The sequence below is a fragment of the Halomonas sp. ND22Bw genome (genome assembly GCF_003011945.1).
GTDB lineage: Bacteria > Pseudomonadota > Gammaproteobacteria > Pseudomonadales > Halomonadaceae > Halomonas > Halomonas halophila.
On sequence record NZ_PXWD01000010.1, the window covers coordinates 44,912 to 68,460 of the forward strand.

21 protein-coding genes are annotated in these 23,549 nt (G+C 69.6%); 10 read left to right on the forward strand and 11 right to left on the reverse strand.

Features of this window, described 5'->3' with window-relative positions; genetic code table 11:
* Positions 1 to 141 precede the first annotated feature (141 nt).
* The 6 genes from speB to CVH10_RS13030 all read left to right on the forward strand — a co-directional run bounded on the left by speB (position 142) and on the right by CVH10_RS13030 (position 7,831).
* On the forward strand, positions 142 to 1,092 hold the full coding sequence (gene speB / locus CVH10_RS13005) for an agmatinase (protein WP_035592820.1): 951 nt from the start codon (positions 142 to 144) through the stop codon (positions 1,090 to 1,092).
* 67 nt (positions 1,093 to 1,159) lie between these two features.
* Positions 1,160 to 2,539 carry a YjiH family protein gene (locus CVH10_RS13010; protein WP_052052321.1) on the forward strand — a complete coding sequence of 460 codons (1,380 nt, stop codon included), beginning with the start codon at positions 1,160 to 1,162 and terminating at the stop codon, positions 2,537 to 2,539.
* A 10-nt stretch (positions 2,540 to 2,549) separates the two neighbouring features.
* Positions 2,550 to 4,223 carry a 5-guanidino-2-oxopentanoate decarboxylase gene (locus CVH10_RS13015; RefSeq protein WP_369335803.1) on the forward strand — a complete coding sequence of 558 codons (1,674 nt, stop codon included), beginning with the start codon at positions 2,550 to 2,552 and terminating at the stop codon, positions 4,221 to 4,223.
* 73 nt (positions 4,224 to 4,296) lie between these two features.
* The gene (locus CVH10_RS13020; protein ID WP_035596493.1) at positions 4,297 to 5,613 is read left to right on the forward strand and encodes a cytosine permease; all 1,317 of its coding nucleotides are present in this window, start codon (positions 4,297 to 4,299) and stop codon (positions 5,611 to 5,613) included.
* Positions 5,610 to 6,350 (forward strand): MBL fold metallo-hydrolase, encoded by a 741-nt coding sequence (locus CVH10_RS13025; RefSeq protein ID WP_106488909.1) that lies wholly within the window; start codon positions 5,610 to 5,612, stop codon positions 6,348 to 6,350. Before CVH10_RS13020 ends, CVH10_RS13025 begins: the two co-directional genes overlap by 4 nt.
* 32 nt (positions 6,351 to 6,382) lie before the next feature.
* Entirely contained in the window at positions 6,383 to 7,831 is a 1,449-nt protein-coding gene (locus CVH10_RS13030) for an aldehyde dehydrogenase family protein (RefSeq protein WP_106488910.1), read from the forward strand.
* A gap of 84 nt (positions 7,832 to 7,915) precedes the next feature.
* Here the strand turns inward: CVH10_RS13030 and CVH10_RS13035 are convergent, their stop codons facing one another.
* From CVH10_RS13035 to CVH10_RS13070, 8 genes are all read right to left on the reverse strand, one after another.
* Positions 7,916 to 8,191 (reverse strand): amphi-Trp domain-containing protein, encoded by a 276-nt coding sequence (locus tag CVH10_RS13035; RefSeq protein WP_035596484.1) that lies wholly within the window; start codon positions 8,189 to 8,191, stop codon positions 7,916 to 7,918.
* Positions 8,188 to 9,621, reverse strand: a complete 1,434-nt coding sequence (locus tag CVH10_RS13040) for a metallophosphoesterase (RefSeq protein WP_106488911.1) — start codon at positions 9,619 to 9,621, stop codon at positions 8,188 to 8,190. The genes CVH10_RS13035 and CVH10_RS13040 overlap by 4 nt, the downstream gene beginning before the upstream one ends.
* A gap of 96 nt (positions 9,622 to 9,717) precedes the next feature.
* Positions 9,718 to 10,437, reverse strand: coding sequence for a histidine phosphatase family protein (locus tag CVH10_RS13045; protein WP_106488912.1), 720 nt, complete (start codon positions 10,435 to 10,437; stop codon positions 9,718 to 9,720).
* Complete coding sequence (locus tag CVH10_RS13050; protein ID WP_106488913.1) at positions 10,434 to 11,411, reverse strand: NUDIX domain-containing protein; 978 nt, start codon at positions 11,409 to 11,411, stop codon at positions 10,434 to 10,436. Before CVH10_RS13050 ends, CVH10_RS13045 begins: the two co-directional genes overlap by 4 nt.
* A gap of 2 nt (positions 11,412 to 11,413) precedes the next feature.
* Positions 11,414 to 12,514 (reverse strand): HprK-related kinase B, encoded by a 1,101-nt coding sequence (locus CVH10_RS13055; RefSeq protein ID WP_035596479.1) that lies wholly within the window; start codon positions 12,512 to 12,514, stop codon positions 11,414 to 11,416.
* Positions 12,511 to 13,404 carry a GAK system ATP-grasp enzyme gene (locus CVH10_RS13060; protein ID WP_106488914.1) on the reverse strand — a complete coding sequence of 298 codons (894 nt, stop codon included), beginning with the start codon at positions 13,402 to 13,404 and terminating at the stop codon, positions 12,511 to 12,513. Before CVH10_RS13060 ends, CVH10_RS13055 begins: the two co-directional genes overlap by 4 nt.
* Complete coding sequence (locus CVH10_RS13065; protein WP_106488915.1) at positions 13,397 to 15,037, reverse strand: phosphotransferase; 1,641 nt, start codon at positions 15,035 to 15,037, stop codon at positions 13,397 to 13,399. The genes CVH10_RS13060 and CVH10_RS13065 overlap by 8 nt, the downstream gene beginning before the upstream one ends.
* The gene (locus CVH10_RS13070) at positions 15,018 to 15,503 is read right to left on the reverse strand and encodes an NUDIX domain-containing protein (protein ID WP_052052494.1); all 486 of its coding nucleotides are present in this window, start codon (positions 15,501 to 15,503) and stop codon (positions 15,018 to 15,020) included. The genes CVH10_RS13065 and CVH10_RS13070 overlap by 20 nt, the downstream gene beginning before the upstream one ends.
* A gap of 149 nt (positions 15,504 to 15,652) precedes the next feature.
* On the opposite strand from CVH10_RS13070, the gene CVH10_RS13075 reads away from it, so the two are divergent.
* Positions 15,653 to 16,846, forward strand: a complete 1,194-nt coding sequence (locus tag CVH10_RS13075) for a GAK system CofD-like protein (protein WP_106488916.1) — start codon at positions 15,653 to 15,655, stop codon at positions 16,844 to 16,846.
* Positions 16,847 to 16,953: 107 nt separating this feature from the next.
* On the forward strand, positions 16,954 to 17,229 hold the full coding sequence (locus tag CVH10_RS13080) for a hypothetical protein (protein WP_035596469.1): 276 nt from the start codon (positions 16,954 to 16,956) through the stop codon (positions 17,227 to 17,229).
* A gap of 173 nt (positions 17,230 to 17,402) precedes the next feature.
* Here CVH10_RS13080 and CVH10_RS13085 read toward each other — a convergent pair whose 3' ends face one another.
* Positions 17,403 to 17,855 carry a universal stress protein gene (locus tag CVH10_RS13085; RefSeq protein WP_106488917.1) on the reverse strand — a complete coding sequence of 151 codons (453 nt, stop codon included), beginning with the start codon at positions 17,853 to 17,855 and terminating at the stop codon, positions 17,403 to 17,405.
* A 127-nt stretch (positions 17,856 to 17,982) separates the two neighbouring features.
* Positions 17,983 to 18,213, reverse strand: coding sequence for a hypothetical protein (locus CVH10_RS13090; RefSeq protein ID WP_106488918.1), 231 nt, complete (start codon positions 18,211 to 18,213; stop codon positions 17,983 to 17,985).
* A 113-nt stretch (positions 18,214 to 18,326) separates the two neighbouring features.
* On the opposite strand from CVH10_RS13090, the gene CVH10_RS13095 reads away from it, so the two are divergent.
* Complete coding sequence (locus CVH10_RS13095) at positions 18,327 to 19,127, forward strand: TlpA disulfide reductase family protein (protein ID WP_106488919.1); 801 nt, start codon at positions 18,327 to 18,329, stop codon at positions 19,125 to 19,127.
* A gap of 270 nt (positions 19,128 to 19,397) precedes the next feature.
* The gene (rapA, locus tag CVH10_RS13100; protein ID WP_106488920.1) at positions 19,398 to 22,337 is read left to right on the forward strand and encodes an RNA polymerase-associated protein RapA; all 2,940 of its coding nucleotides are present in this window, start codon (positions 19,398 to 19,400) and stop codon (positions 22,335 to 22,337) included.
* A 239-nt stretch (positions 22,338 to 22,576) separates the two neighbouring features.
* On the opposite strand, the gene CVH10_RS13105 is transcribed toward rapA, so the two are convergent.
* Positions 22,577 to 23,482 carry a TIGR01777 family oxidoreductase gene (locus tag CVH10_RS13105; protein WP_106488921.1) on the reverse strand — a complete coding sequence of 302 codons (906 nt, stop codon included), beginning with the start codon at positions 23,480 to 23,482 and terminating at the stop codon, positions 22,577 to 22,579.
* Between the last annotated feature and the right edge of the window lie 67 nt (positions 23,483 to 23,549).

Genomic DNA, 23,549 nt, shown 5'->3' on the forward strand with positions numbered 1-23,549 from the left:
CACGAATGTATCACGGTCACGGCGCCAGCGATCCAGAAATGAATCGACGCACTCTAAACCTCCAACAATATCAGCCAGTTAAAAAGTGGCACGTTTCATGCTTAAGGTAACGATGAACAACCCCAATGATATGGAGCCCCAATGAGCGACTTTAACCAGCCCCTCGGCGGCAACGAGATGCCACGCTTCGGCGGCCCCGCCACCATGATGCGCCTGCCCACCCAGGACAGTGCCGCCGGGCTCGATGCCGCTTTCATCGGCGTGCCCATGGACATCGGCGCCTCCAACCGCCCCGGCACGCGCCTGGGGCCGCGCCAGATCCGCGACGAGTCGCGCATGCTTCGCCCCTACAACATGGCCACCCGCGCCGCACCTTTCGACAGCCTGCAGGTCGCCGACATCGGCGACGTGGCGATCAACACCTTCAACCTGCCCAAGAACCTCGACATCATCACCGGCTTCTACGACGAGGTGCTGTCTCACGACTGCGTGCCCTTGACGATGGGCGGCGACCACACCCTGACCTGGCCGCTGCTGCGCGCCATCGCCAAGAAGCACGGCCCGGTCGGACTGATTCACATCGATGCCCACGCCGACGTCAACGAGCACATGTTCGGCGAGGAAATCGCCCACGGCTGCCCCTTCCGCCGCGCGCAGGAAGAAGGCCTGCTGGACAGCAGCCGCGTGGTGCAGATCGGCCTGCGCGGCACCGGCTACGCCGCCGACGACTTCGACTGGTGCCGCGATCAGGGCTTCCGCGTCGTGACCGCCGAGGAGTGCTGGTACAAGTCGCTGGCGCCGCTGATGGCCGAGGTGCGCGAGCAGATGGGCGACGGTCCGGTCTACATCTCCTTCGACATCGACGGCCTGGACCCCTCGGTCGCTCCCGGCACCGGTACCGTCGAGATGGGCGGCCTCACCGCCCAGCAGGGGCTGGAGATCGTGCGCGGCGCGGCAGGCCTCAACGTCGTCGGCGGCGACCTGGTCGAGGTCTCGCCCCCCTATGACACCAGCGGCAACACCGCCCTGATGGGCGCCACCCTGCTCTACGAGATGCTGTGCGTGCTGCCCGGCGTGAAACACCGCGACTGAGCCGAACCGAACCGCCCCGGCCCTCCCGGGCCGGGCCCTACCCATTACAAGATCAACAGGGAAACCCATGGCCAACTCCTACGACACCCATCTGGCCAGTCGCGCGGCGCCGCTGAGCCGCGCCGGACTGCTGAAGTTCCTGATCCCTTCGCTGCTGGGCATCGGCCTGTTCCTGGTGCCCTTCTCTACCGGCGACACCATCAACATCGGCATGGGCCTGATGGCCGACGGCCTCAAGGCGCTGCTCGGTGATGCCCTGCCGACCATCGCCACGGTCGTGCTGTGCCTGTCCGTGGTGCTGACGCTGACGGTCAAGCTGGTCCGTCCCGCCTGGGCCCGCGAGGGCGCCCTGCACGAGCTGTTCGACGTGGCACCGCTGTGGGCGATCATGCGTATCCTGGGCGCGGCGTTCGCGCTGATGACCTATTTCCAGGTCGGCCCGGAAGCGGTCACCGCATCCTTCACCGGGGGCGTGATGCTGAACGACCTAGCCCCGGTACTGCTGACGTTCTTCTTTTTCGCCGCCATCCTGCTGCCTTTCCTGGTGGACTTCGGCTTCATGGAGTTCATCGGCAGCCTGGTGCGCACGCCCTTCCGCCGCATCTTCGGCCTGCCGGGCCGCAGCGCCATCGACGCCACCGCCTCCTGGATGGGCTCCGGCACCGTGGGCGTGCTGATCACCACCCAGCAGTACGAGCAGGGCTACTACAACGGCCGCGAGGCCTCGGCGATCGCCACCAACTTCTCCATCGTCTCGATCGCCTTCGCCCTGCTGGTCACCAGCTTCATCGGCATCAATCACCTGTTCGTGCCGTTCTACCTGACCGTGGTCGTGGCCGGCCTGGTGGCCGCGGTGATCGTGCCGCGCCTGCCGCCGCTGTCGCGCAAGCCGAACACCTACCACGAGCCGGTAGGCTGCCAGATCGCCGAGGAGAACACCGGCGACCAGAACCTGCTGCGCTACAGCCTGGGCATGGCGGTGGCGCGCGCCGAGACCGCCCCTGGGCCGATGAAGCTGGCCCGGCTCGCGCTGTTCAACGTCGCCGACATCTTCCTCGGCCTGTTGCCGCTGGTGATCGCCATCGGCACCGTGGCGCTGATGCTGGCCGAGTTCACGCCGCTGTTCACCTGGCTCTCCGCGCCCATGGTGCCGGTGCTGGAATGGATGCAGATCCCCGAGGCCGAGGCCGCCGCCCCCGCCACCCTGGTGGGCTTCGCCGACATGTTCCTGCCGGCGGTGCTGGCCAGCGATATCGAAAGCGAGCTGACGCGCTTCGTGATCGCCTGCCTGTCGCTGACCCAGCTGATCTACATGTCCGAGATCGGCGCCCTGCTGCTCAAGTCCAAGATCCCGCTCAAGCTGTGGGAGCTGGTGGTGATCTTCCTGCTGCGCACCGCCATCACCCTGCCGATCATCGTGATCATGGGCCACTGGCTGGTCGGCTGAGGAGAGACGCATGAACGTCGAGAGCATGAACACCGAGGGAACAGCCCCCATGACCTGCGCCGAACTGCTGATCCGACTGCTGCGTGACACCTATCGCGTGGATACCGTGTTCGGCATCCCCGGGGTGCATACCGTCGAGCTCTATCGGGGCCTGAGTGGCGAAAAGAACGGCGGCATTCGCCACGTGACGCCGCGCCACGAGCAGGGTGCCGGCTTCATGGCCGACGGCTACGCCCGTGCCACCGGCCAGCCTGGCGTGTGCTTCATCATCACCGGGCCCGGCATGACCAACATCGCCACCGCCATGGGCCAGGCGCTGGCCGACTCGGTGCCGATGCTGGTGATCTCCAGCGTCAATCGCCGCGACACCCTGGGCCGCGGCCAGGGCCGGCTCCACGAGCTACCCAGCCAGCAGCAGCTGCTGGCTGGGGTCGCCCGCTTCAGCCATACCCTGCTCGATCCCGATGGCCTGCCCGAGGTCCTGGCGCGCGCCTTCGCCGTATTCGAAGGCGCGCGCCCCGGGCCGGTACATATCGAGATTCCCATCGATCTGTTCGATGCCCCGACTACGCCGCCGCGGCGCTTCGACCGCCCGAGCCTGGCCAAGGCCGCGCCGGATCCCGCGGCCATCGCCGAGGCCGGCGCCTGGCTCGAAGGTGCCGCACGGCCGCTGGTGCTGCTCGGCGGCGGCAGCGTGGCCGCCCCCGAGGCCGCTCGCGCGCTGGTCGAGGCGCTCGATGCCCCCGTCGTCACCACCATCAACGCCAAGGGGCTGCTCGGCCGCGACCATCCGCTGGACCTGGGCGCCAACGCCTCGCTGCCGGCGGTGCGCGAGCTGGCACGGGACGCCGACGTGGTGCTGGCCATCGGCACCGAGCTCGGCGAGACCGACTACGACGTGGTGTTCGACGACGGCTTCACGCTCCAGGGCCGACTGATCCGCATCGACGTGGATCCCCAGCAGCTGGCCCGCAACCAGGCCGCCGACCTGGCCCTGGTGGCCGACGCCGGCCAGGCCCTCGCGGCCCTGGCGTCGCACTTCAAAGGAACCCGGCTGAAACGCGGCGGCGCCGAGCGTACCCGCGCCGCCCATGAGGCGATGGGGCTCGCCGAGGACCCGGCCTTTGCCACCTATGTGCCGCTGTTCGACACCCTACGCGAGGCCCTGCCCGAGGCGATCCTGGTCGGCGATTCCTGCGCCACCACCTACGCGGCCAACCATCTGGTCGCCCAGCCGTCCCCGCGGCGCTTCTTCAACGCCTCCACCGGCTACGGCACCCTCGGCTACGGCCTGCCGGCGGCGCTCGGCGCCAGCCTCGCCCGCCCCGACCTGCCGGTGGTGGCCCTGGTCGGCGACGGCGGCGTGATGTTCACCCTGCCGGAGCTGGCCTGCGCGGTGGAGGAGCGCCTGCCGGTGGTGATCCTGCTGTGGCACAACCAGGGCTATGAGGAGATCCGCCGCTTCATGGACGACGCCGGCGTCACCCGCCTCGGCGTCGACATCCAGGCCCCGGACTTCCTCACCGTGGCCCGCGGCTTCGGCTGTGCCGCCACCCACGTTGCCGCCCCCGCCGAGCTGGCCCAGGCGCTGACCCGCCGCCCCGCCGACGGCCCGCTGCTGATCGAAGTCGACGCCGCAGCCTGGACCCGGGCCACGGCCCACCCAGACGACGGAGCGTCATGACCCTCCGACAGCCCACATAACAAGATAACGAACGCGCCGGTCTCTACCTCCAACAACGAACAAGGATACGACCATGAGCGACACACCGACCTTTCTCGGCCAGGACACCCTGGCCGCCGACCACGTCGAGCACAGTCTGGGGCTTCCCGGCACCTTCGCCCTTTGGCTGGGCGCCAACGTGGTGGTCACCACCATCCTGACGGGCATGCTGCTGGTCCCCGACCTCAGCTTTGGGCACGCCATGCTGCTGGTGCTGATCGGCTCGGCCGTCGGCATCATCCCGCTGGTGCTCATCGGCCTGATGGGGCAGCAGACCGGCATGACCACCATGGTGCTGGCCCGGGGCACCTTCGGGCGCGTCGGGGCGATGTTTCCCGCCTGGGTCAACCTGCTGGCGCTGATCGCCTGGAGCTGGATCCAAGCCCTGCTGGCCGGCATGAGCCTCGATCACGCCGTTTCCACCCTCACGGGGTACTCCAACGTCGCCCTGTTCACGGTGCTCTGTGAAGGTCTGGTGGTGCTGATCACTCTCAGAGGCCACCTGGGCATCGAGAAGGCGGAGAAGCTCGCCGCAATCCTGATGCTGACCCTGTCCGGCGTGGTGGTGTTCGCCCTGGCCCACAATTACGATCTACCCACCATCACCGAGCTGGACGCCACCGGCCATCTCGGCGCCGGCGTCGCCTTCGACATCGTGATCGCCACCGCCTTCTCATGGATTCCGCTGGCGGCCGACTACAATCGCCACTGCCGCTCGGCCAGGGCCGCCACGCTCGGCACCTGGGGCGGCTACGTCACCGCGACGCTGATCGCCATGGGGCTCGGCGCAACGGTCTCCGCGCTTTCGGTCTCGATCGGCTTCCCGCAGACCTACGACCCCACCGAGCTGCTCAGCGGCTTCGGCTTCGGACTGCCCGCCGCCCTGGTGATCTTCTTCTCCGTGCTGACCACGAACGTGATGTGCGTCTACAGCGCCACGCTCTCCTACATGAGCATTCGCCCGAGCACGCCGTTCTGGAAACCGGCGCTGATCATCGGCGTGGCTTCCGTGCTGGGCTCACTGATTCCGGGCATCCTCGACAGCTTCCAGACCTTCCTGCTGATCCTCGGCAGCGTCTTCATTCCGGCCTTCTCGCTGATGATCGTCGACTACTTCCTGATCAACCGCGACCGCTACACGGCACACCAGCTGATCGAACAGGCCTCGCGGCTGCCCGCCCTCAATCGACGTGCCCTCGGCTGCTACCTGGTCGGAGCGCTGCTGGCCTATTACTGGAACTGGGTCGCCCCGCTGGACATCGGTGCCTCACTGCCGGTCTTCCTGCTCACCGGCGTGCTCTACTACCTCACCTGCCAGATCGCCCAGCGCCGCCAGGAGGCCCGAGCATGACCACCACGCTTGAGCGTCCAACGGCGGACCGCTGGTATCGCACCCGCCGCCTGGCCGACGGCATCACCCTGATCGACGAGCCCGGCATCAAGCCGTTCTATCGCTGCAACATCTGGCACGTGCGCGGCCGCGATCGCGACCTGCTGGTCGACTTCGGTCTCGGCGCCGTGCCCCTGCGCCGACACGTCGCCCTGCTCGCCGAGCGGGAGATCGTCGGAGTGGCCAGCCATACCCATTTCGATCATATCGGCGCCGCGCACGAATTCAGCTGCTGCCACGTGCACCCCGCCGAGGCCGACATCCTGTCGACACCGGATAACGGCCGCACCCTGGCGGATGCCTTCCTGAACGACGAGATGTTCGACGCCCTGCCACCGGCGCCCTACGCCCACAGCGGCTACCGCATCCCGGCGCCTCCCGAAATCGCCCTGCTGGAAGACGGCGACACGATCGACCTCGGCGACCGGCGCTTCACAGTGCTCCACACGCCGGGGCACTCGCCCGGCGGCATCTCACTGTGGGAGGCCGACACGTGCACGCTGATCTCGGGTGATGTGATCTATGACGGCGAGCTCATCGAAGATGCCTATCACAGCGATCTGAGCGACTACGCCGCGAGTCTCCGGCGGCTACGCGAGCTGCCGGTCCGAGTCGTCCACGGCGGGCATTTCCCGAGCTTCTCGGGCGACCGCCTCGCCACCCTGATCGACGACTGGCTGCGGCGCCATCGGCAATGAACGTATTCCCTCTGCCCCCCCCGGAGCCTGACATGCAACGACTCACCCAACAGTTCATCGACAACCACTGGATCGCGAGCCGCGGCGAGCGCCGCCTGCCGGTGACCGACCCCTACCGCCAGGAGACGATCGCCGAGGTCACCGCCGGCGACCCGGCCGACGTCGACGCCGCGGTAGACGCCGCGCGTCGTGCCCTGCCCGACTGGCAGGCGCTGGGCGGCGAGCGTCGGGCGGCCTATCTCGAAGCCTTCGCCGACGCCCTCGTCGAGCGCCGCGAGGCGCTGATGCGGCTGTCTTCCACCAACAACGGCAAGGCCCTGGCCGAGACCGCCATCGATCTCGACGATGCCATCGCCTGCTATCGCTACTACGCCGGCCAGGCCCGTGCCCTGGAGGCCCGCCAGGGGCGCCTTGTCGAGCATGGCATGGACGGCATCGAGGCGCGCACCTACGAGGATCCGGCCGGCGTGGTCGGCCTGATCACGCCGTGGAACTTCCCGCTGGTCACCAGCGCCTGGAAGATCGCCCCGGCGCTGGCCGCCGGCTGCACGGTGGTGTTCAAGCCCTCCGAGGTCACGCCGCTGCCCGAACAGGCCGTGGCCGAGATCGCCCTCGAGATCGGTCTCCCGGCCGGGGTGCTCAACCTGGTGCACGGTGACGGCGAGGGCATCGGCGCGCCGCTCAGCGCCCATCCGGGCATCGACAAGCTGTCCTTCACCGGCAGCAACGCCGTGGGCGAGAAGGTCATGCGCGCCGCCGCCGAGGGCACCCGCGGCGTGTCGCTGGAGCTCGGCGGCAAGTCGCCGATCCTGGTGCTGGACGATGCCGAGGTCGAGGCCGCCGCCGACTGGGTGATGGCCGGCATCTACTTCAACAGCGGGCAGATCTGCTCGGCGACCTCGCGGCTGATCGTGCACGCATCGTTGGCCGACGCGCTCCACGCGGCGCTGGCCACGCGCATCGACGCCATCCGCCTGGGCGACCCGCTGGCCGACGATACCGACATGGGCCCGATGACCAGCGCGCGGCAGCGCGAGGCCGTGGAAGGCTATCTGGCCATCGCCGCCGAGGAGGGGCTTATCGCGGTGCGCGACGCCCGGCACCGCGACCTGCCCACCCAAGGCGAGTTCGTCGCGCCGACCCTGTATCGCGATGTGCCGGTCGACAGCCGACTGTGGCGGGAGGAGATCTTCGGCCCGGTGCTGTGCGCCCGCAGCGTCGACAGCGACGCCGAGGCGATCGCGCTGGCCAATGACTCCGCCTTCGGCCTCGCCGCCACCGTGATCTCGGGCGACGCCGACCGCGCCCGCCGCGTCGGCCGCGCGCTGCGGGCCGGCAGCATCTGGTTCAACAGCGAGCAGCTGGTGCTGCCGGAGGCGAGCTGGGGCGGCTTCGGCATCAGCGGCATCGGCCGCGAGCTGGGCCCCTGGGGGCTGGCGGGCTACCTGGAGGTCAAGCACCTGATCGGACCGGCGGGCTGAATCGGCCCGGCCATGCGATACCCGACGCCCCGGCCGCCTGGCCGGGGCGTCGTCGTCTCAACGCGTTTCAGGAAAGACGCTTCCTCACTCGTCGTGGCCGACCTTCAGCGTCGACTTCTTCGCCTTGCCGTCGTTGGCCTGCCAGGAGAGGCGAATGTCCAGGCGGTGATAGTCGTCTTCCTTGCGCGCGGTGATCTTGAGGTTGATCAGCCCCTTGGGGGCGAGACGAATCTCGCCTTCGTCGTCCGAGAACGACAGCACGCCCTTGGCCAGTCCCTTGGTGATCGCCTTGAGGATCTCCTGGGCGCCCTTGATGCTCTGCAGCGATTCGTGCCGGAAGAGGCTCTTCTCGGTCTTCATGATGGTCTTGCCTTCTTCTGGGTGGCCGCACGCCGCCTCTCGAGGTAACGCTCCGGTTCGAAGACCTTGGCATGCGGATAGTCGTTGCTGATGCCGATCACCCGGCCCGCCGGGTCGATGATGGTCACGCCCATGCCATGCCCCTCGAGCCCTTCCTTGCGACGCGAGTTGCGGTCCAGGGTGATGTCGCCCTCGATGTGCAGCATGCCGCGGCGGATCATCAGGCGCTGCCCGGCGGTGAGGTTGATATGGCCGTGCACCACGGCGTGGATGCCCTGGCGATAGACGCGGTCGACGCCGTGCTCGGTCAGGGGAAAATCGACCTTGCGATACTTGGTGCGCAGGGTGTTGGCCAGCGGCCCATAGTAGAACCCGAAGGGATCCTCGAGCACCTGCTCGGAGAAGCGCCGGTTCAACACCTCGACGCCCTCGTCCTCGATCAGGCGAGCGGTGCTGTCGTCCAGCCCGGCGTGCACGAACAGGAAGGAACCCTCCCGGTGGGCGAGCCGCATGGCCTCGAAGAACCAGGCGAACTCGCCCTCCGGGCGCAGGAACAGCGCGCACAGCACCTGCGACGCGGCGTAGACCTGGCGCAGCGTCAGGCCGGCCTTCTCGCAGGCGGCCTCGAAGTTCGCCACCTTCTTGCGCAGCCGGGCGAGCTCCCGCTCGATGGCCTTGTCGCTCAACTGCTCCCGGGCCATGGCCGGGAAGGCCTCGAACCAGCCCTCGCCGGGAAACAGCCGCCGCCGGCAGCCCTTCCTGCCCGGCACGCCGGCCAGCGGCTTCTTCTTGCCGGCCAGGTACTCGGCGTACACCTCCTTGAGCAGCGGGATGGCCTTGCTGCCCATGCGCACGAAGAGGTGCTCGGTGCGCGGCGAGCGCTCGTGCTCCAGGGCCATCAGCCCCATCAGCAGGCGCATGTCATGGTTGCCCGCCAGCAGCGTCACTCGGGCGCCGCTGTCCATCAGCCGGCGCAGGCTGCGCAGCAGCGTCAGGTTGCTGGGCCCCTTGTCCAGGCAGTCGCCGCCGATCACGAAGGTGCCCTTGCGGCCGCGCTTGGTCAGGCGTATCTCGTCGAGGCCCGGCCCGGTCTGCTTCACGCCGCCCGAGGCCACCAGCGAGCCCACGAAGGCCTGCGCATCGGCGTGCGGGTCGGAGATGAAGAAGACCCGACGCTCGGGCCAGGCCCAGGGGCGATGCGACACCGCGCGGCGCAGCAGGCGGGTGACCACCGCCGGCGAACTGCCGCCCCGTGCCTGGGCGTTGCGACCGCCCGGCACCCAGGGCTCCGCGGTGGTCGGCAGCGCCTCGGTCAGCCACGACGGCCCTTTATATTGGGGAAAGCCACGGGGAACGCCGCGAGGAACGCCGTTGCCCTCGTCGCCGACATTCGCGCCGGATGTCTCGGAACGGGCCTGACCACTCGCCATGCGCGGGCTCCTGGAGAAAGAAGGGAAGGAGAAAGCGGGAACGGGCCAGCCTATGACCTCGAGGTGACGGTTCGATGACGCCCCGGTGCGCCTGGGCTAGTCGTGGTAGCCATCGCCGCCCCTCACCTTCCAGCGTCCGCCGACATGATGCCAGCGGCCGTGGGCGTCGCGCTCCAGGTAGACCGGCGCGGCGTGATACATGCTCAGCCGGGCGATGTCGTCGAAGGCCAGCACGCCGAGTCGATGGGCGGCGTGGCGGAAGGAGGCCCCGTGGCCGACGAAGACCTTGAGCGTGTCCTGACCGGCCTGCGCCGACAGCGCGGCCATGCGCGACTCGAGATGCTCGGCGACGCGCTCGCCGGCCTCCATCAGCGACTCCGCCCCGGGCAGCGGCAGCCGGAAGTGGCTGTTCGACTTCCAGTCCGCCGGCAGCTCGCCGCAGCGCGGGTCCACCGCGACCACCTCGGCGATCTGCGCCGCGGTCAGGTTCGCCGCGCAGCCCAGCCCGCGCTCGGCCAGGGCGGAGAAGCTCTCGACCCGCGGCGCCGCCTCGCACGGCACGCCGGCCGAGGAAAGCGCCGCTTTCAGGCCCTCCGCGGTCTGCCAGGCCCGCAGCAGGCGCGAGGCATCGATGGTCTCGGCCAGGCGCCAGCCTTCTGCGGCCAGGGTCTGTGCCAGCGCGAGACCGGCCTCACCGGCCTGAGCCTCGCCACGCTCGGTCAGCGGAAAGGGCTGGTGGGCGCTCGGCGTATCGGCCAGCTGGTGATAGTCGCCGTGGCGGATCAGCGCCGCGATGGTGCGGGGCGTGCGCGTCATGACGCCCCTCCCGCCCGAAGACGAGCCGCCAGCGCGCGCAGCTCGCTTGCCAGCGCCTCGCCCTTGACCGCCGCGGCGGCCTCCTCGGGCGCGAACCAGCGCCGGGTGCGGTGCGGCTCCTCGCGATCATGCTGCGGTTGCTCGGCGTCGACGCGCATGGCGAACAGCGCCACCTCGCAGGTCGCGCCCCACTTGGCCTGGCGATAGTGGCCCGGCGCCACGGCGGCGATCGCGCCGCTGATGCCGGCCTCCTCGCCCGCCTCCTTGAGCGCCGAGGCCTCGGGGGAAAGCCCCGGCTCGACGATGCCCTTGGGCAGGCTCCAGTGTCGATTGCTGCTCGAGCCGATCAGCAGCACCTCGAGCGCGCCGTCGCGCCAGCGATAGGGCAGCACCGCGGACTGGGTGTAGTAGTAGGCCGGCCGCTCGCGCCGCTCGGCGCCGTCGGGAAACGGGAAGGGAAAGCCCTCGGGCAGCGCCTTCGGGCGCTGTAGCTCGAGCAGCCGCGCCCCGCCGGCGGCGAGCGACGCCCAGGCGTCGTCCAGGCCGAGGCGCGCCAGCGCCGCGGTGGGCAGTCGCTTGCCGTCTTCCGCGTCGGGAAGCGGTTCGGGCGAGAGCCAGTCGAGGAATTCCTCCAGGCCGGGGTTGTGGCCGACCACCATCAGCCGCGAGATATCGTCCGGGCAGCGCGCCACCACGTGCGCCAGCGCCTCGGGATCGCCCTCGTAGAGCGCCGGCTCCAGCGTCACGGCCTCGGCGGTCAGCCCCATGGCCTTGGCGCACTTCTCGGCGGTAGCCCGGGCGCGCTCGGCGGGCGAGGTCAGGATGCGCTGCGGCACCCGCCCCTGCTCGGCCAGCCAGGCGCCCATGCGCTGGGCGCCGAGCTTGCCGCGCTTCTTCAGCGGGCGCTCGAGATCGTCGACCGGCACCGACCCGTCGGACTTGCCGTGGCGCAGCAACAGCAGCTCGCGAGACATGGCTAGCCCTCCAGCAGGGGAATGAGATGCCCCGCCACCAGGGCATCGAAGTCGATGCCGCCGCTGACCTCGAACACCGGCACGCCGGCCAGCACGTCCAGATAGGCGGCCTCGTCGAGGGGCTCGTCGTCGGCCAGGAAGCTGCCGTCCGCACGCTGATAGAAGGGCCCCGCCGACTTCATGATCGCCGCCAGCAGGTCGCGACGCTGCGTCAGATCCACGGCGGCGACCCGCGGCGGGCTCGCATCGTCGCGGCGCCAGTTGAGGACCACGAAGCCTCCCAGGGCCGCCTCATCGGTGAGGCGATCGGGACCGTAGCGCGCGGCGACGGGCACGTCGTGCTTCTCTTCCAGCTCCCACAGCGCGTCAGCCGGCAGCGCCCTCAGCTGATCCCGGCGCGCGGCCGGCATCAGCGTCTCGAGGCGGGGATTGTGGAGCGCAGTGCCGGGATTGATGCGCGGCTGCTTGGGCACGCCGGCGGCCCGCACCTCGCCGCCCTCGCGCTTGAGGAACAGCCGGTCGTTGGTCAGGAAGACGGTCGCGGGATGTTCCAGGGCGTGCAGCATGGCGGTGGACTTGCCGCCGCCGGAGAAGCCGGCGATGGCCAGGGCCCGGCCGCCGCGCACCAGCGCCGCGGCGTGGCAGACCTGCCAGTCCGCCCGCTGCAGATGGTTCATGTATTGGGCGATGACGAAGTTCACCACCTGGTTGTCGTGGGCCAGGCAGGGGCCGGCCGCGACGCAGAGCGCCGCACTCTGCAGGAACACCATGCCGGTGCGCACCTTGCGCACCAGCCGGCCGCCGGGCAGGTCATGATAGCTGTCCTTGCGGCCGGTCTTGCCGGGCTCACGGGCCCAGTCGACGAAGGCGGTGTCCAGCGCCGGCGCCTCGCGTTCGATGGCGATCACCTCGAGCGTCGCCGCCGCCTGGGGCGCCAGGCAGTGGGCGAAGTAGTCGCCGAGGCGCTCGAGCAGCGCGGCCGAATTGGAGCGGATCGCCAGCGTCGTCCGCCCCATGTCGAGCACCAGCGCGCGCTCGAGCAATTCGGCCTCGCCGATCAGCGTCTCGGCCAGGGCCGCCGGCGACTCCTTCACGGCGCTCATAGTTCGCTCAGCACGTGGTCGAGGTAGGCGCCGGCGGCGTCGATGCCCGCGCCCTCCAGGGCGCCGCGAAAGCCGCCGAAGGCGGACACCTCGAAGACGATCGGGCCGTCCGGGGTCTCGGCCACGTCCACGGTGGTGAAGTCCAGGCCGAAGGGCGCCTGGGCCCGGGTGGCCAGGTCGATCAGTGCCTCCGAGGGCGCATAGGCCTCGTAGCGGCCGCCGCTGTGGATGGTGGTGTTCCAGCTGTCGCCGCTCTGGGGCACGCGGGCGTAGGTGCCGAGGTAGCGCCCGCCGGCGAACACCATGCCCAGATCGCGGCCGGGCAGCTCGACCTTGCGCTGCAGGTACATCATCGGATTGTCGCGGCGGAAGGCTTCGACCTCGTCGCGCAGCGCCTGCGGCGACTGGTCGGCGGAGATCACGCACATGCCCCGGGCCTTGGTCGAGAACAGCGGCTTGAAGACCGCCTCGCCGAAGCGCTGGACGGCCTCGCAGGCGCTGTCGAGGTCCTCGGTGACGACCGTCTCCGGCATCGGGATGCCAGCGTGGCGCAGGGTGAGGGTGCAGCTGAGGCGATTGATCAGCCGCAGCATCTTCTCGGCACCGCTGAACACCCGCACGCCCCGGGCCTCCGCCGCCCGCAGCAGCTCCAGGCGGTCCAGGCTGTCGGGACTGTACTCGGCGCTGATCTTCTTGACCACCAGGGCATCCAGCTCGCCGAGATCCAGCCCCCGGTGGTCGAGGCGGCCGGTGGTCAGGTCGAGGCTGACGTGCTGAAGGTCGATCACCGCACGAAACCCGGTCCGCGCCTCGATGGCGTCGGCCAGCACCTCGGTGGACCACTTGCCGGGAATGCCCACCACGCCGATCCTGGGATTGGGGTCAGTCAACGAAAATCTCCTTCATGGGAATGCGAAAACGGTCGGCCTTCTCCAGGTCGGCCGCCAGGACCAGCTCGAGCAGATAGCGCGCGCGCAGGAACATGCGGCTGGCCAGCGACTGATCGAGGATGAAACGGGTCGAGGTGGCGAAGGAGCGCGCCAGCCCCAGCGCCAGCCTCAGCTCGAAGGTGGTGTCGCCACGGGACGTCGCATAGCGCCTTGCGGTGCGGTAGACGTCCTGGGCCAGACCCATGATGCGACGGCGCAGCGGGGCGTCCATGATCTGCAGCCGGTAGTTGGAGACCATGAACACCGAGACATCCTGCACGTAGTCCATGTAGCTGGAGCGGTGCAGGTCGATGAAGTTGATCCGTCGCTCTAGCGGGTCGTAGATGATGTTGTCGACGTTGAAGTCGCCGTGGATGTACACCGAGAACGGCGCACCCAGCTCGGCCTCCCGGACCCTGGCGCGCTCGACCAGCGCATCGAAGCCGAGCAGCTCGACGCCGCACACCATCGCGCCGCTGCTACGGAACTCGGGATGGATCTTGTAGACCTCGCCGAGGCGCTTCTCGAGCTGCTGCATGTAGCCGGCGGCGACCGGGGTGTCGGTATGGGTCTCCTGCCACACCGACTTCAGCGTGCGGGTGAGCCGCTTGAGGGCCTCGTCGAGCAGCTCGGGCGACTCGTTGAGCAGGATGTGCTCGAAGGTGAAGCCGGGCAGGTGCTCGATCAGCAGCGCCGCCGACTGGCCGCGCTTCTTGTAGGACAGGATCCTGGGCGCCAGGCCGGGATAGATCTCGTGCCAGCTCTCGACCCCCTGTCGCTCCTCCTTGACCTTGCGCTTGAGGCCGTCCTTGAAGATCGCCACGTACTCGTCGTCATCCCCCGTGGAGATGCCCGAGATGCTGCTGCCCGAGCGGGTCTCGGCGATGGGCGCCATGCTGAAGGCCTCGTCCTCGCCGTCGGCCAGCTCCTCGACCAGCGCGTGCAGCGAGCGGTAGCGCTCGAAGTTCATCGACTGCCCCAGGTTGGCCGAGATGATCACCTCGCTGAGGTGCAGCAGCACGTCGCCCATCTGACGGATCGTCTGGGCCACGAACAGCGCCCGGGTCAGGTCCTCGGTGCTGTTGTCGCGCTGCTTGAGCGCGGCGACACCGTCGCCCACCCGCTGCTGGACGCGCTTGTGCAGCGTGTCCTGGAGGCGGCCGATCTGCAGCGCCTGCTGGGTGTCGCTGTCGGCGACCGCGCCCTCGACCATGGCCACGCCGGAGCGCACCAGCGCCAGCATCGGCGGGAACGCCTCCGGCGACAGCGCCGCGGGATCGTCCACGTAGACCAGCTGGCGCACGCTCTCGCGGGCCAGCTCGGTGAGGCGGTCCAGGTCGGTGGCCACCAGCTCCAGGCTGCGCAGGATGCGCCGCCGCGCCTCGCCGGTCTTCTTGCGCGACAGCCGCCGGACGCAGTCGGCATGGATGCGCATCTTGAGGTTGCGGGCATAGCCGTCACGCTCCGAGACGCGACGCGCGATGGCCGCGGTCGGGGTGGCAAAGAAGGCCTGGAGATTGGCCAGCTGGGAATCCACCTCGACGCACAGGAAGCGCAGGTTGTCCTGGATGCTGTCAGGTATCCGCTGGGTCATGGAACTCGCCCGCATAGAGTGGTTCGGCCGGCAGCGCGCCGGCGCCCACCAGGCGAGGCAGCAGATCGGCCAGATAGAAGGGAGAGAACGCCAGCCGCGGAAGGGCATCGATCCCGACCCAGCACACCTCGAGCTGGCGCTTGTCGGGGCTCGTGCCGCTGCGCGGCGTGTAGTCATCGGGCACGGTCGCGAGAAACAGGAAGTCGACCTGGTGTCGGCGCAGCGGCGGCTCGGTGCGCTTGAGCTTGACGTAGTCGCAGACCCGCACCAGGGTCGGCGACAGCACCTCGGTATCGATCTCCTCGCGACACTCCCGCTGCAGGGCGGTCTCCAGGGATTCGCCGGTGTCCTGCCCGCCGCCGGGCAAGGCATAGACGTCGCCCTCCTTCTTCAGCAGAAGCAGGCGGTCATCGCGCAGGATCAGCGCTCTGGCCGAATTGCGCACCCCGGGAATCAGCTCGGCCATGTTCGAGTCGCTCGTACGTCACACATCGTTAGCATGCCACAAAAAATATGACATATTTGTGACAGCACCCCGTACCACTCAAGCCCGCGACACCGTGGCCGAAAGCAGGCAAGCTAGCCCGAAAGTCCGCCACAGGGAAGATCGACGGCATGGTCGACGTTCGCGTCACCCGCACCGCCCAGGTGCCCGACCCGCTGCGGGTCCAGCGCTACCAGAAGGCCCCGGAACTGGGCCCGCGTCTGCTGTTCTTCAGCGGCGGCTCGGCCCTCAACGGCGTGTCACGGCGGCTGCAGCACTACACCCACAACTCCATCCACCTGGTGACGCCCTTCGACTCCGGCGGCAGCTCCGCCAAGCTGCGCGAGGCCTTCGACATGCCCGCCATCGGCGACCTGCGCAGCCGGCTGATGGCGCTGGCCGACGACTCCATCCTCGGCCATCCCGAGGTCTACCGGCTGTTCACCCACCGGCTGCCGAAGGACGGCGAACCGCCGGCCCTGCGCGCGACCCTGGATGCACTGGTCAGCGGGCACCATCCGCTGACCGCCGACATCTCCAACCCCATGCGCCGGCTGATCTGCCACCAGCTCGGTTTCTTCCGCGAGGCGATGCCCGCTGACTTCGATCTGCGCGGCGCCAGCATCGGCAACCTGATCCTGGCGGGGGGCTACCTGAACAACCATCAGCAGCTCGATCCGATCATCTTCCTGTTCTCCAAGCTGGTGCACGTGCGCGGCACGGTGCGCGCCGTGGTCAACAAGGACTACCACCTGGCGGTCACGCTGGAAGACGGCCGCCGGGTGCTGGGCCAGCACCGCATCACCGGCAAGGAGGTCGCGCCGCTGACCTCGCCCATCGCCGGCATCGAGCTCTCGGCCAGTCGCGACCGCGACGAGCCCGTCACCGCCAAGCTACGCAAGAAGAACCGCCGGCTGATCGCTTCCGCCGAGCTGATCTGCTATCCGCCGGGCAGCTTCTACTCCAGCCTGCTGGCCAACCTGCTGCCGGAGGGCGTCGGCAGAGCGATCCACGCCAACCGCTGCCCCAAGGTGTTCGTTCCCAACTCGAGCCCCGACCCCGAGCAGGCCGGCATGGGACTGGAGCAGCAGGTCAGCGTGCTGCTCGATACCCTGCGCCGCGACATCGGCGAGGCCCGCCCCGCCCACGAACTGGTGAACTTCGTGCTGCTCGACCGGGCCAGGGGCGACTACCCCGGCGAGCTGTCCGACGCCTTCCTGAACGAGCTCGGCATCACCCTGATCGACACCCGGCTGATCGGCGAGAGCGGCACGCCGCACTACGATCCCGACCTGCTGGCCACGGCCCTGCTGTCGCTGGTGTAGGCGGCAGCGCCTGCATCGCACGAGCCGACGCCACGAAGGTTGGCTCACGCGCCGAAACACGACTCAGAGACTGCCCCTATACTGGTGGCACCACAGGGAGGAACGTCATGCTCAAGCGTAGCTCACTCGTCGTGTTACTCAGTCTGCTGACCGCCTGCGCCACCTCTTCCGATGGCGAAGTGGGCATCACCGACGACTGCCAGGCAGACATCCGGACACTGGAAGCCGAGATCAACGACAACAGGGACAGGTACACCCTCGAGGCCCGGACGAAGGCCAACGCCGAACTGCTCCAGGCCAAGACCAATCGCTTCAATCCGGTCAAATGTCGCCTGAACATTCAGGATGCTCGCAGCGAACTGCGCAGGGGCCGGCGGGACTAGCGCCATAGCGCGAGCGGGCAGGAGCGAAGCGAGGGGCGCTGCAGCTGTAGCGCGCGGGACGGGACGGCCGCCCTCCGGCTGACGGGCTCGGCCATTTTCGTTGCCCCTGCCGCCCATGGCCATCAGCGATGGCGAGCATGGCAGGATGCCCGCGCGCAGCGATCGTCCGGGTGTCAGGCCACGGTAATGACCGAACACTCGGCGACGTGGCTGACCTTGTGCGAGGTGCTGCCGAAGATCATGCCGTGCATGTCGCTGACCCCGCGACTGCCCATCACGATGGCGTCGACGCCGCGCCGCGACGCCTCATGGAGGATCGCCTCGGCCGGCGTGCCCTGACGCACCACCGTCTCGACCTCGAGGCCGCTCAGGTCGACGGCGTCACGCACCTTCTGCAGGGCATCGTCGGCGTCGGCCTTCAGCGAGTCGGCGATATCGTTCCAGTTGTCCGCGGTGAAGGGCTCGGGCATGCCGCCGGTGAACAGCCCCATGTTACCGGGCGGATACTCGGCCACGGTCAGCAGGACCAGCGACGCGGAGGACCCCCGCGCCAGCTGCGCCGCGACGCCCAGCGCCTTGGCAGAGTGTTCGGAGCCGTCGACGGGCACGAGGATGGACTGATACATGGTGGCCTCCTGAAGGCGGATCGGGGGAAACGCTCCGCTCCCCACGGTCCTTTCAGCCTAGTCGCTGGCGGCGCAGGCGGCCGGGGATCGCCCGCGAGCTTGACGGACATCAAGCCGCGGGCCTTGCTCAGTCGTCGTCGGCCAGGCGACGCGCCATGGCCTTGCGCGCCTTGTTGCGACGATAGAGGCGCACCAGGGCGATCCACAGCGCGACCGCCACCATGGCGGCCAGGGTCCAGCCCTGCCACACGCGTGCCGCGTCGCCGAGCATGGTTTCCAGGGTGATGATGAGGATGAAGCCCAGGGCCTGGCTGGCAATGGCCAGGGCCCGCAGGGTGTCGAAGGCCTGTCGTGCCATGAGTGCTCCCGCTGGATGACAGCCCCGCCCGCCGACAGTAGGCTTGGCGGGGTCAATCCGCCCAGTGTACCCGGTCCGGCCCCAGGCGCCGACCCTGCCTCGAGAGAGCCCCCATGGATGCCATCGCCCTCGGGCCCGTGCTGCTGCCCCTGCCCCGCCTCTATGCCCTGGCCTGCGCCCTGCTGCTGCTCGTCGTGGCCGCCCTGACGCTGCGCCTGCCCCGCGCCCGCCGGGCGCGCTGGTTCAACGGCCTGATCATCGCCTGGCTGGTCGGCGCGCGGCTCGGCCACGTGGCCCTGAACCTGCCGGCCTACGAAGCGGCGCCGCTGGACGCGTTGAAGCTGTGGCTGCCGGGCTATCAGGCGTGGCTCGGCCTGCTCGCCGCCCTGGCCTGGAGCGCCTGGGCGCTGCGCGACCGCCTGGCCGCCATGCTCGGCGCCCAGGGCCTGACGATCGGCGCCACCCTGGCCTGGCTGGCGCTGATGAGCTGGGCGCCGCTGGGCAGCGGCATCACGCCTCGCGCCCTGCCCGAGCTGACGCTCGAGAACCTCGAGGGCGAGCCGGTCAATCTCGCCGAGCTTTCGGGCCAGCCGGTCATCGTCAACCTGTGGGCGACCTGGTGCCCGCCCTGCCGCCGCGAGCTGCCGCTGCTCGCCGAAACCGACGCCCGGGACGACGTCACCGTGGTGGTGGTCAACCAGGGCGAGGACCTGCTGCCGGTGGCGCGCTATCTGGACGCCCAGGGACTCACCTTCGAGCACGCCCTGCTCGACCCGCGCCAGTCGCTGATGGTGGCCAGCGATGCCCCGGGACTGCCCACCACCCTGCTGTTCGACGCCGAGGGCCGCGCCCGGGAGCGCCACGTCGGCGAGCTGACCCGGGCGACCCTCGACGGCTGGCTGGACGCGGAGTAGGCAACCCATCAGCTAACGCCGTCGGCAAACCGGCGAGGCAACGCATGAATACGTCCCTGTAGCTCCCGGCGCCATCCATGGCGCAGGAGTGCCTCTTCGGTTCGGCGACGGCCCGGGCGGCCAGACGCCAGCGATCCACGATGACCGGGGGAAACACCGGGAAGCCTCTTAAGCCGCGCCGGGGATTGCTGTAAGATACCGCGCCCTGTCGCCGAGGGTCGGGTGTGGCCCGCGGCACGAGACCAGATCCCTAGCATCCCCCGAGGCATCATGAGCGACTTCTCTCCCGGTCAGCGCTGGATCAGCGATGGCGAGGCCGAACTCGGCCTGGGCACCATCCTCAACTGCGACGCGCGCAGCATCACCGTCCTCTTCGGCGCCAGCCAGGAAACCCGGACCTACAGCACCCAGCACGCCCCCCTGACCCGGGTGATCTTCGGCAGCGGCGACCGCATCCGGTGCGCCGAGGGCTGGGAGATGACCGTCGACGACAGCAAGGAATCCCGAGGCCTGATCGTCTACATCGGCGAGGACGACCAGGGCGAGATCCGCGAGCTGCCCGAGGCGCGGCTGGCCGACTCCATGCAGTTCGACCAGGCCCGCGACCGCCTGCTGACCGGCCAGGTCGACCGCAACGACTGGTTCGACCTGCGCTTCCGCACCCTGCACCACCATCATCGCACCGAGCAGAACCCGGCGCTGGGCCTGGCCGGACCGCGCATCGACCTGATCCCGCACCAACTCTACATCGCCGACGAGGTATCACGCCGCCAGGCGCCGCGGGTGCTGCTGGCCGATGAGGTCGGGCTCGGCAAGACCATCGAGGCCGGCCTGATCCTGCACCGCCTGCTGTTGACGGGCCGCGCCGAGCGCGCCCTGATCCTGGTGCCGGCGAGCCTCACCCACCAGTGGCTGGTGGAACTGCTGCGCCGCTTCTCGCTGGAGGTCACCCTGCTCGACGAGCAGCAGAGTCTGGCCCAGGGCGACGGCAACCCCTTCGAGGCCGGCCAGCTGGTGCTGGCCAGCCAGGACTGGCTGTTCGCCAACCCGCACCGCCAGGCCCAGGCCGAGGCCGTCGACTGGGATCTGTTGATTGCCGACGAGGCCCACCACCTGGAATGGAGCGAGAACGCCGACGAGGTCGGCCCCGGCTACGCCTGCGTGGAGCGCCTGGCCGCCAGCGTGCCCGGCGTGCTGCTGCTGACCGCCACTCCGGAGCAGATGGGCCAGGCCAGCCACTTCGCCCGGCTGCGCCTGCTCGACCCGGATCGCTACCACAGCCTGGCGGCCTTCCAGGAAGAAGAGCGCCACTACGCCGAGGTGGCCGCCGCCATCGATGCCCTGGAGCGCCTGCCCGGCGCGGCCGCCGACCGCGAGGCCGTGGCCGCCGTCAGCGACGACCCCGACAGCGCCGCGCTGCTCGCCACTCTGGCCGACCCCGAGAGCGGCGACGACCAGCAGGCCGCCGCCCGCGGCCAGCTGCGCGAGCAGCTGCTCGACCGCCACGGCACCGGCCGGGTGATGTTCCGCAACAGCCGCCGCCACGTCGGCGGCTTCCCCGAGCGTCGCCTGCACGTCGACCGCCTCGAGCTGCCCTCCGCCTACCGCCGGGTGCTGCGCCGCCTGGGTCGCGACGAGGACTACCTCGACGAGCTGCTGATCGAGACCGGCCTCGACCACCCCGAGGTGCTGGTCTACCTCGACACCATGTACCAGGCGCTGGCCAACGACCCGCTCAACGCCGAGCCCTGGTGGCAGTTCGACCCGCGCGTGACCTGGCTGCTGGAGCGGATCACCGAGCTCGGCGACGACAAGATCCTGGTCATCGCCCACGACCGCGAGACCGCCCAGGGCCTGGCCGACGGCCTGCGCGTGCTGGGCGGCGTGCAGGCCCCGGTGTTCCACGAGGACCTGACCCTGGTCGAGCGCGACCGCGCCGCCGCGGCCTTCGCCGACGACGAGGACGGCTGCCAGGTGCTGGTGTGCTCGGAGATCGGCTCCGAGGGCCGCAACTTCCAGTTCTGCCGCCACCTGGTGATGTTCGACCTGCCGCTGCACCCGGACCAGCTCGAGCAGCGCATCGGCCGCCTCGACCGCATCGGCCAGCGCCACGCCATCGAGCTGCACGTGCCGGTGTTCGCCGCCAGCCCCGGCGAGCAGCTGCTGCGCTGGTATCAGGAGGGCATGGACGCCTTCGGCGCGCCCCACGGCCTGGGCGGCGAACTGTTCGACGCCTTCGGCGACGCCCTGGCCGACGCCCTGCTCGACGAGGAAAGCCTGGACGAGGTGATCGCGGACACCCGCGAACTCTTCGACCGCCGCATGACCGAACGCGACGCCGGCCGCAACCGCCTGCTCGAGCTCAACGCCTGCCGCCCGGAGCGCGCCGAGCAGACCATCGAGGCGATCCGCGAGCTCGACGAGGACCGCGCCCTGCGCCGCTACATCGACCAGGCGCTGGACATCTTCGGCGTGGATGCCAAGGACATCGGCAACGACATCCAGCACCTCAAGCCCGGCCCGCAGATGCTCGATGGCCTGCCGGGGCTGGTGAAGGGCGAGGACGGCTTCTCGGCCACCTTCTCCCGCGAGCGCGCCCTGGGCCGCGACGACGTTCAGCGCCTGTCCTGGGAGCACCCGCTGACCCGCGAGATGATGGGCCGCATCCTCGACGGCACCATGGGCAACACCGCGCTGGCGCTGCTCAAGCATCCGTCGATCCCCGGCGGCCGGCTGATGGCCGAGCTGGTGTTCCGCACCCACTGTCCGGCCCCCAAGCGGCTGCACCTCAACCGCTTCCTGCCGCCGACCGCGGTGCGCGTGCTGCTCGACGAGTCCGGCGCCAACCTGACCGCCAAGGTCTCCTTCACCGGACTGTCGAAGAACCTGCAGAAGGTCAAGAAGGCCGCCGCCCGCGACCTGATCAAGAGCCGCCACGAGCAGCTCCGCGACCTGCTCGACCGCGCCGAGGCCGAGGCCGAGCGCGAGCTGCCGACCATCGTCGAGGCCGCCCAGGCCCGCATGCGCGAGGCGCTGGACGCCGAGCTGACCCGCCTGGAGGCCCTGGCCCGCCGCAACCCCGCGGTGCGCGAGGACGAGCTGACGGCGCTGCGCGAGGAGCGCGCCGCCCTGGACGCCGCCATCGAGGGCACCCGGCTGCGGCTGGACGCGGTGCGGGTCATCGTCACCATCGACGAGAACTCCCGCTAGGCGAGGCGACTCCCCCCGAACGACAGCCCCCGTCGGTCATTGGCCGGCGGGGGCTCGTCGTTTCAGGACATGGAGATGCGAAAGGGATGCGCTGATTTATGTCGCGAGCGATGAGAGGCTGGGTGCCGCCGGAGCGCAGGAACCGGAGTGTAGCCTGCTACATGAGGATTTCGATCGGTCCGGCGCACCGGCACCGCCGGCGCCCAGGATATCGAGCGCAGCAATAAATCGGCGTTTCACTAGCCGAGAATATCGGTCAGCGCCTCCTCCAGGGTCGGAAAGCGGAACGCGAAGCCCGCCTCCTCCAGGCGCGCCGGGCGCATGTCGGCGCCGGTCAGCAGCAGTCGCGACATCTCGCCGAGGCCGATCTCGAGCACCTTGGCCGGCACCGGCAGCAGCGCCGGGCGGTGCAGATGCCGCGCCAGCAGGCGAGTGAAGACGGCATTGGTGACCGGGTGCGGGGCGCTGCCGTTGAAGGCCCCCTGAAGGTCGTCGCGCTCGAGCAGCAGCAGGATGGCGCTCACCAGGTCCTGGCGATGCACCCAGGGCATGAACTGGGTGCCGTCGCCCAGGCGCCCGCCGAGCCCCAGCTTGAAGGGCGGCAGCAGGCGCTGCAGCATGCCGCCGCCGGCGTCCAGCACCAGGCCCAGGCGCAGGATCGCCAGTCGGGTGCCGAAGGCCGTCACGCCCTCGGCGGCTTGCTCCCAGCGCTGGCACAGGCGATGGGCGAATTCGTCGTGGGGCGGCGTCTCCTCGGTGACGACGGTGTCGCCCTGGTCGCCGTAGTAGCCCATGGCCGAGGCCGAGACCATCACCGACGGCGCGCGCCCGTGCGACGCCTTGAGCTGCTCGCAGAGCTGCACCAGCTCGCGGGTGGCGCCGAGCCGGGAATCCAGCAGCCGCTCCTTCTGCGTCTCGCTCCAGCGCTTGCCGGCGATCGGCTCGCCGGCCAGGTTGACCAGCGCCTCCGGTGGCGTATCGACGAAGTCCAGCGCCGAGCGACGCACGTCGACGCCCTCCGGCAACTTGAGCCGCGCCTGGGCAGGGTCTCGCGACACCACCTGGACCCGATGCCCGTCCGTGATCAGTCGCCGGCACAGGGCCTGGCCGACGAATCCGCTGCCTCCGGTGATCAGTATGCGCATTCCGGTCTCCTTGGATGGCGTCGAGCAAGTGTTATACAGGTTTTGTACACGTCTGTTAGTCTAGCGG

What these genes read in the sequence shown, in the direction of transcription:
- CVH10_RS13105 (WP_106488921.1), bottom strand. Translation starts at nt 23,482, where the DNA reads ATGCGCATACTGATCACCGGAGGCAGCGGATTCGTCGGCCAGGCCCTG.
- CVH10_RS13035 (WP_035596484.1), bottom strand. Translation starts at nt 8,191, where the DNA reads ATGAAGACCGAGAAGAGCCTCTTCCGGCACGAATCGCTGCAGAGCATC.
- CVH10_RS13010 (WP_052052321.1), top strand. Translation starts at nt 1,160, where the DNA reads ATGGCCAACTCCTACGACACCCATCTGGCCAGTCGCGCGGCGCCGCTG.
- CVH10_RS13045 (WP_106488912.1), bottom strand. Translation starts at nt 10,437, where the DNA reads ATGACGCGCACGCCCCGCACCATCGCGGCGCTGATCCGCCACGGCGAC.
- CVH10_RS13070 (WP_052052494.1), bottom strand. Translation starts at nt 15,503, where the DNA reads ATGGCCGAGCTGATTCCCGGGGTGCGCAATTCGGCCAGAGCGCTGATC.
- rapA (WP_106488920.1), top strand. Translation starts at nt 19,398, where the DNA reads ATGAGCGACTTCTCTCCCGGTCAGCGCTGGATCAGCGATGGCGAGGCC.
- CVH10_RS13090 (WP_106488918.1), bottom strand. Translation starts at nt 18,213, where the DNA reads ATGGCACGACAGGCCTTCGACACCCTGCGGGCCCTGGCCATTGCCAGC.
- CVH10_RS13095 (WP_106488919.1), top strand. Translation starts at nt 18,327, where the DNA reads ATGGATGCCATCGCCCTCGGGCCCGTGCTGCTGCCCCTGCCCCGCCTC.
- CVH10_RS13020 (WP_035596493.1), top strand. Translation starts at nt 4,297, where the DNA reads ATGAGCGACACACCGACCTTTCTCGGCCAGGACACCCTGGCCGCCGAC.
- CVH10_RS13050 (WP_106488913.1), bottom strand. Translation starts at nt 11,411, where the DNA reads ATGTCTCGCGAGCTGCTGTTGCTGCGCCACGGCAAGTCCGACGGGTCG.
- CVH10_RS13075 (WP_106488916.1), top strand. Translation starts at nt 15,653, where the DNA reads ATGGTCGACGTTCGCGTCACCCGCACCGCCCAGGTGCCCGACCCGCTG.
- CVH10_RS13085 (WP_106488917.1), bottom strand. Translation starts at nt 17,855, where the DNA reads ATGTATCAGTCCATCCTCGTGCCCGTCGACGGCTCCGAACACTCTGCC.
- CVH10_RS13080 (WP_035596469.1), top strand. Translation starts at nt 16,954, where the DNA reads ATGCTCAAGCGTAGCTCACTCGTCGTGTTACTCAGTCTGCTGACCGCC.
- CVH10_RS13065 (WP_106488915.1), bottom strand. Translation starts at nt 15,037, where the DNA reads ATGACCCAGCGGATACCTGACAGCATCCAGGACAACCTGCGCTTCCTG.
- CVH10_RS13055 (WP_035596479.1), bottom strand. Translation starts at nt 12,514, where the DNA reads ATGAGCGCCGTGAAGGAGTCGCCGGCGGCCCTGGCCGAGACGCTGATC.
- CVH10_RS13015 (WP_369335803.1), top strand. Translation starts at nt 2,550, where the DNA reads ATGAACGTCGAGAGCATGAACACCGAGGGAACAGCCCCCATGACCTGC.
- CVH10_RS13025 (WP_106488909.1), top strand. Translation starts at nt 5,610, where the DNA reads ATGACCACCACGCTTGAGCGTCCAACGGCGGACCGCTGGTATCGCACC.
- CVH10_RS13040 (WP_106488911.1), bottom strand. Translation starts at nt 9,621, where the DNA reads ATGGCGAGTGGTCAGGCCCGTTCCGAGACATCCGGCGCGAATGTCGGC.
- CVH10_RS13030 (WP_106488910.1), top strand. Translation starts at nt 6,383, where the DNA reads ATGCAACGACTCACCCAACAGTTCATCGACAACCACTGGATCGCGAGC.
- speB (WP_035592820.1), top strand. Translation starts at nt 142, where the DNA reads ATGAGCGACTTTAACCAGCCCCTCGGCGGCAACGAGATGCCACGCTTC.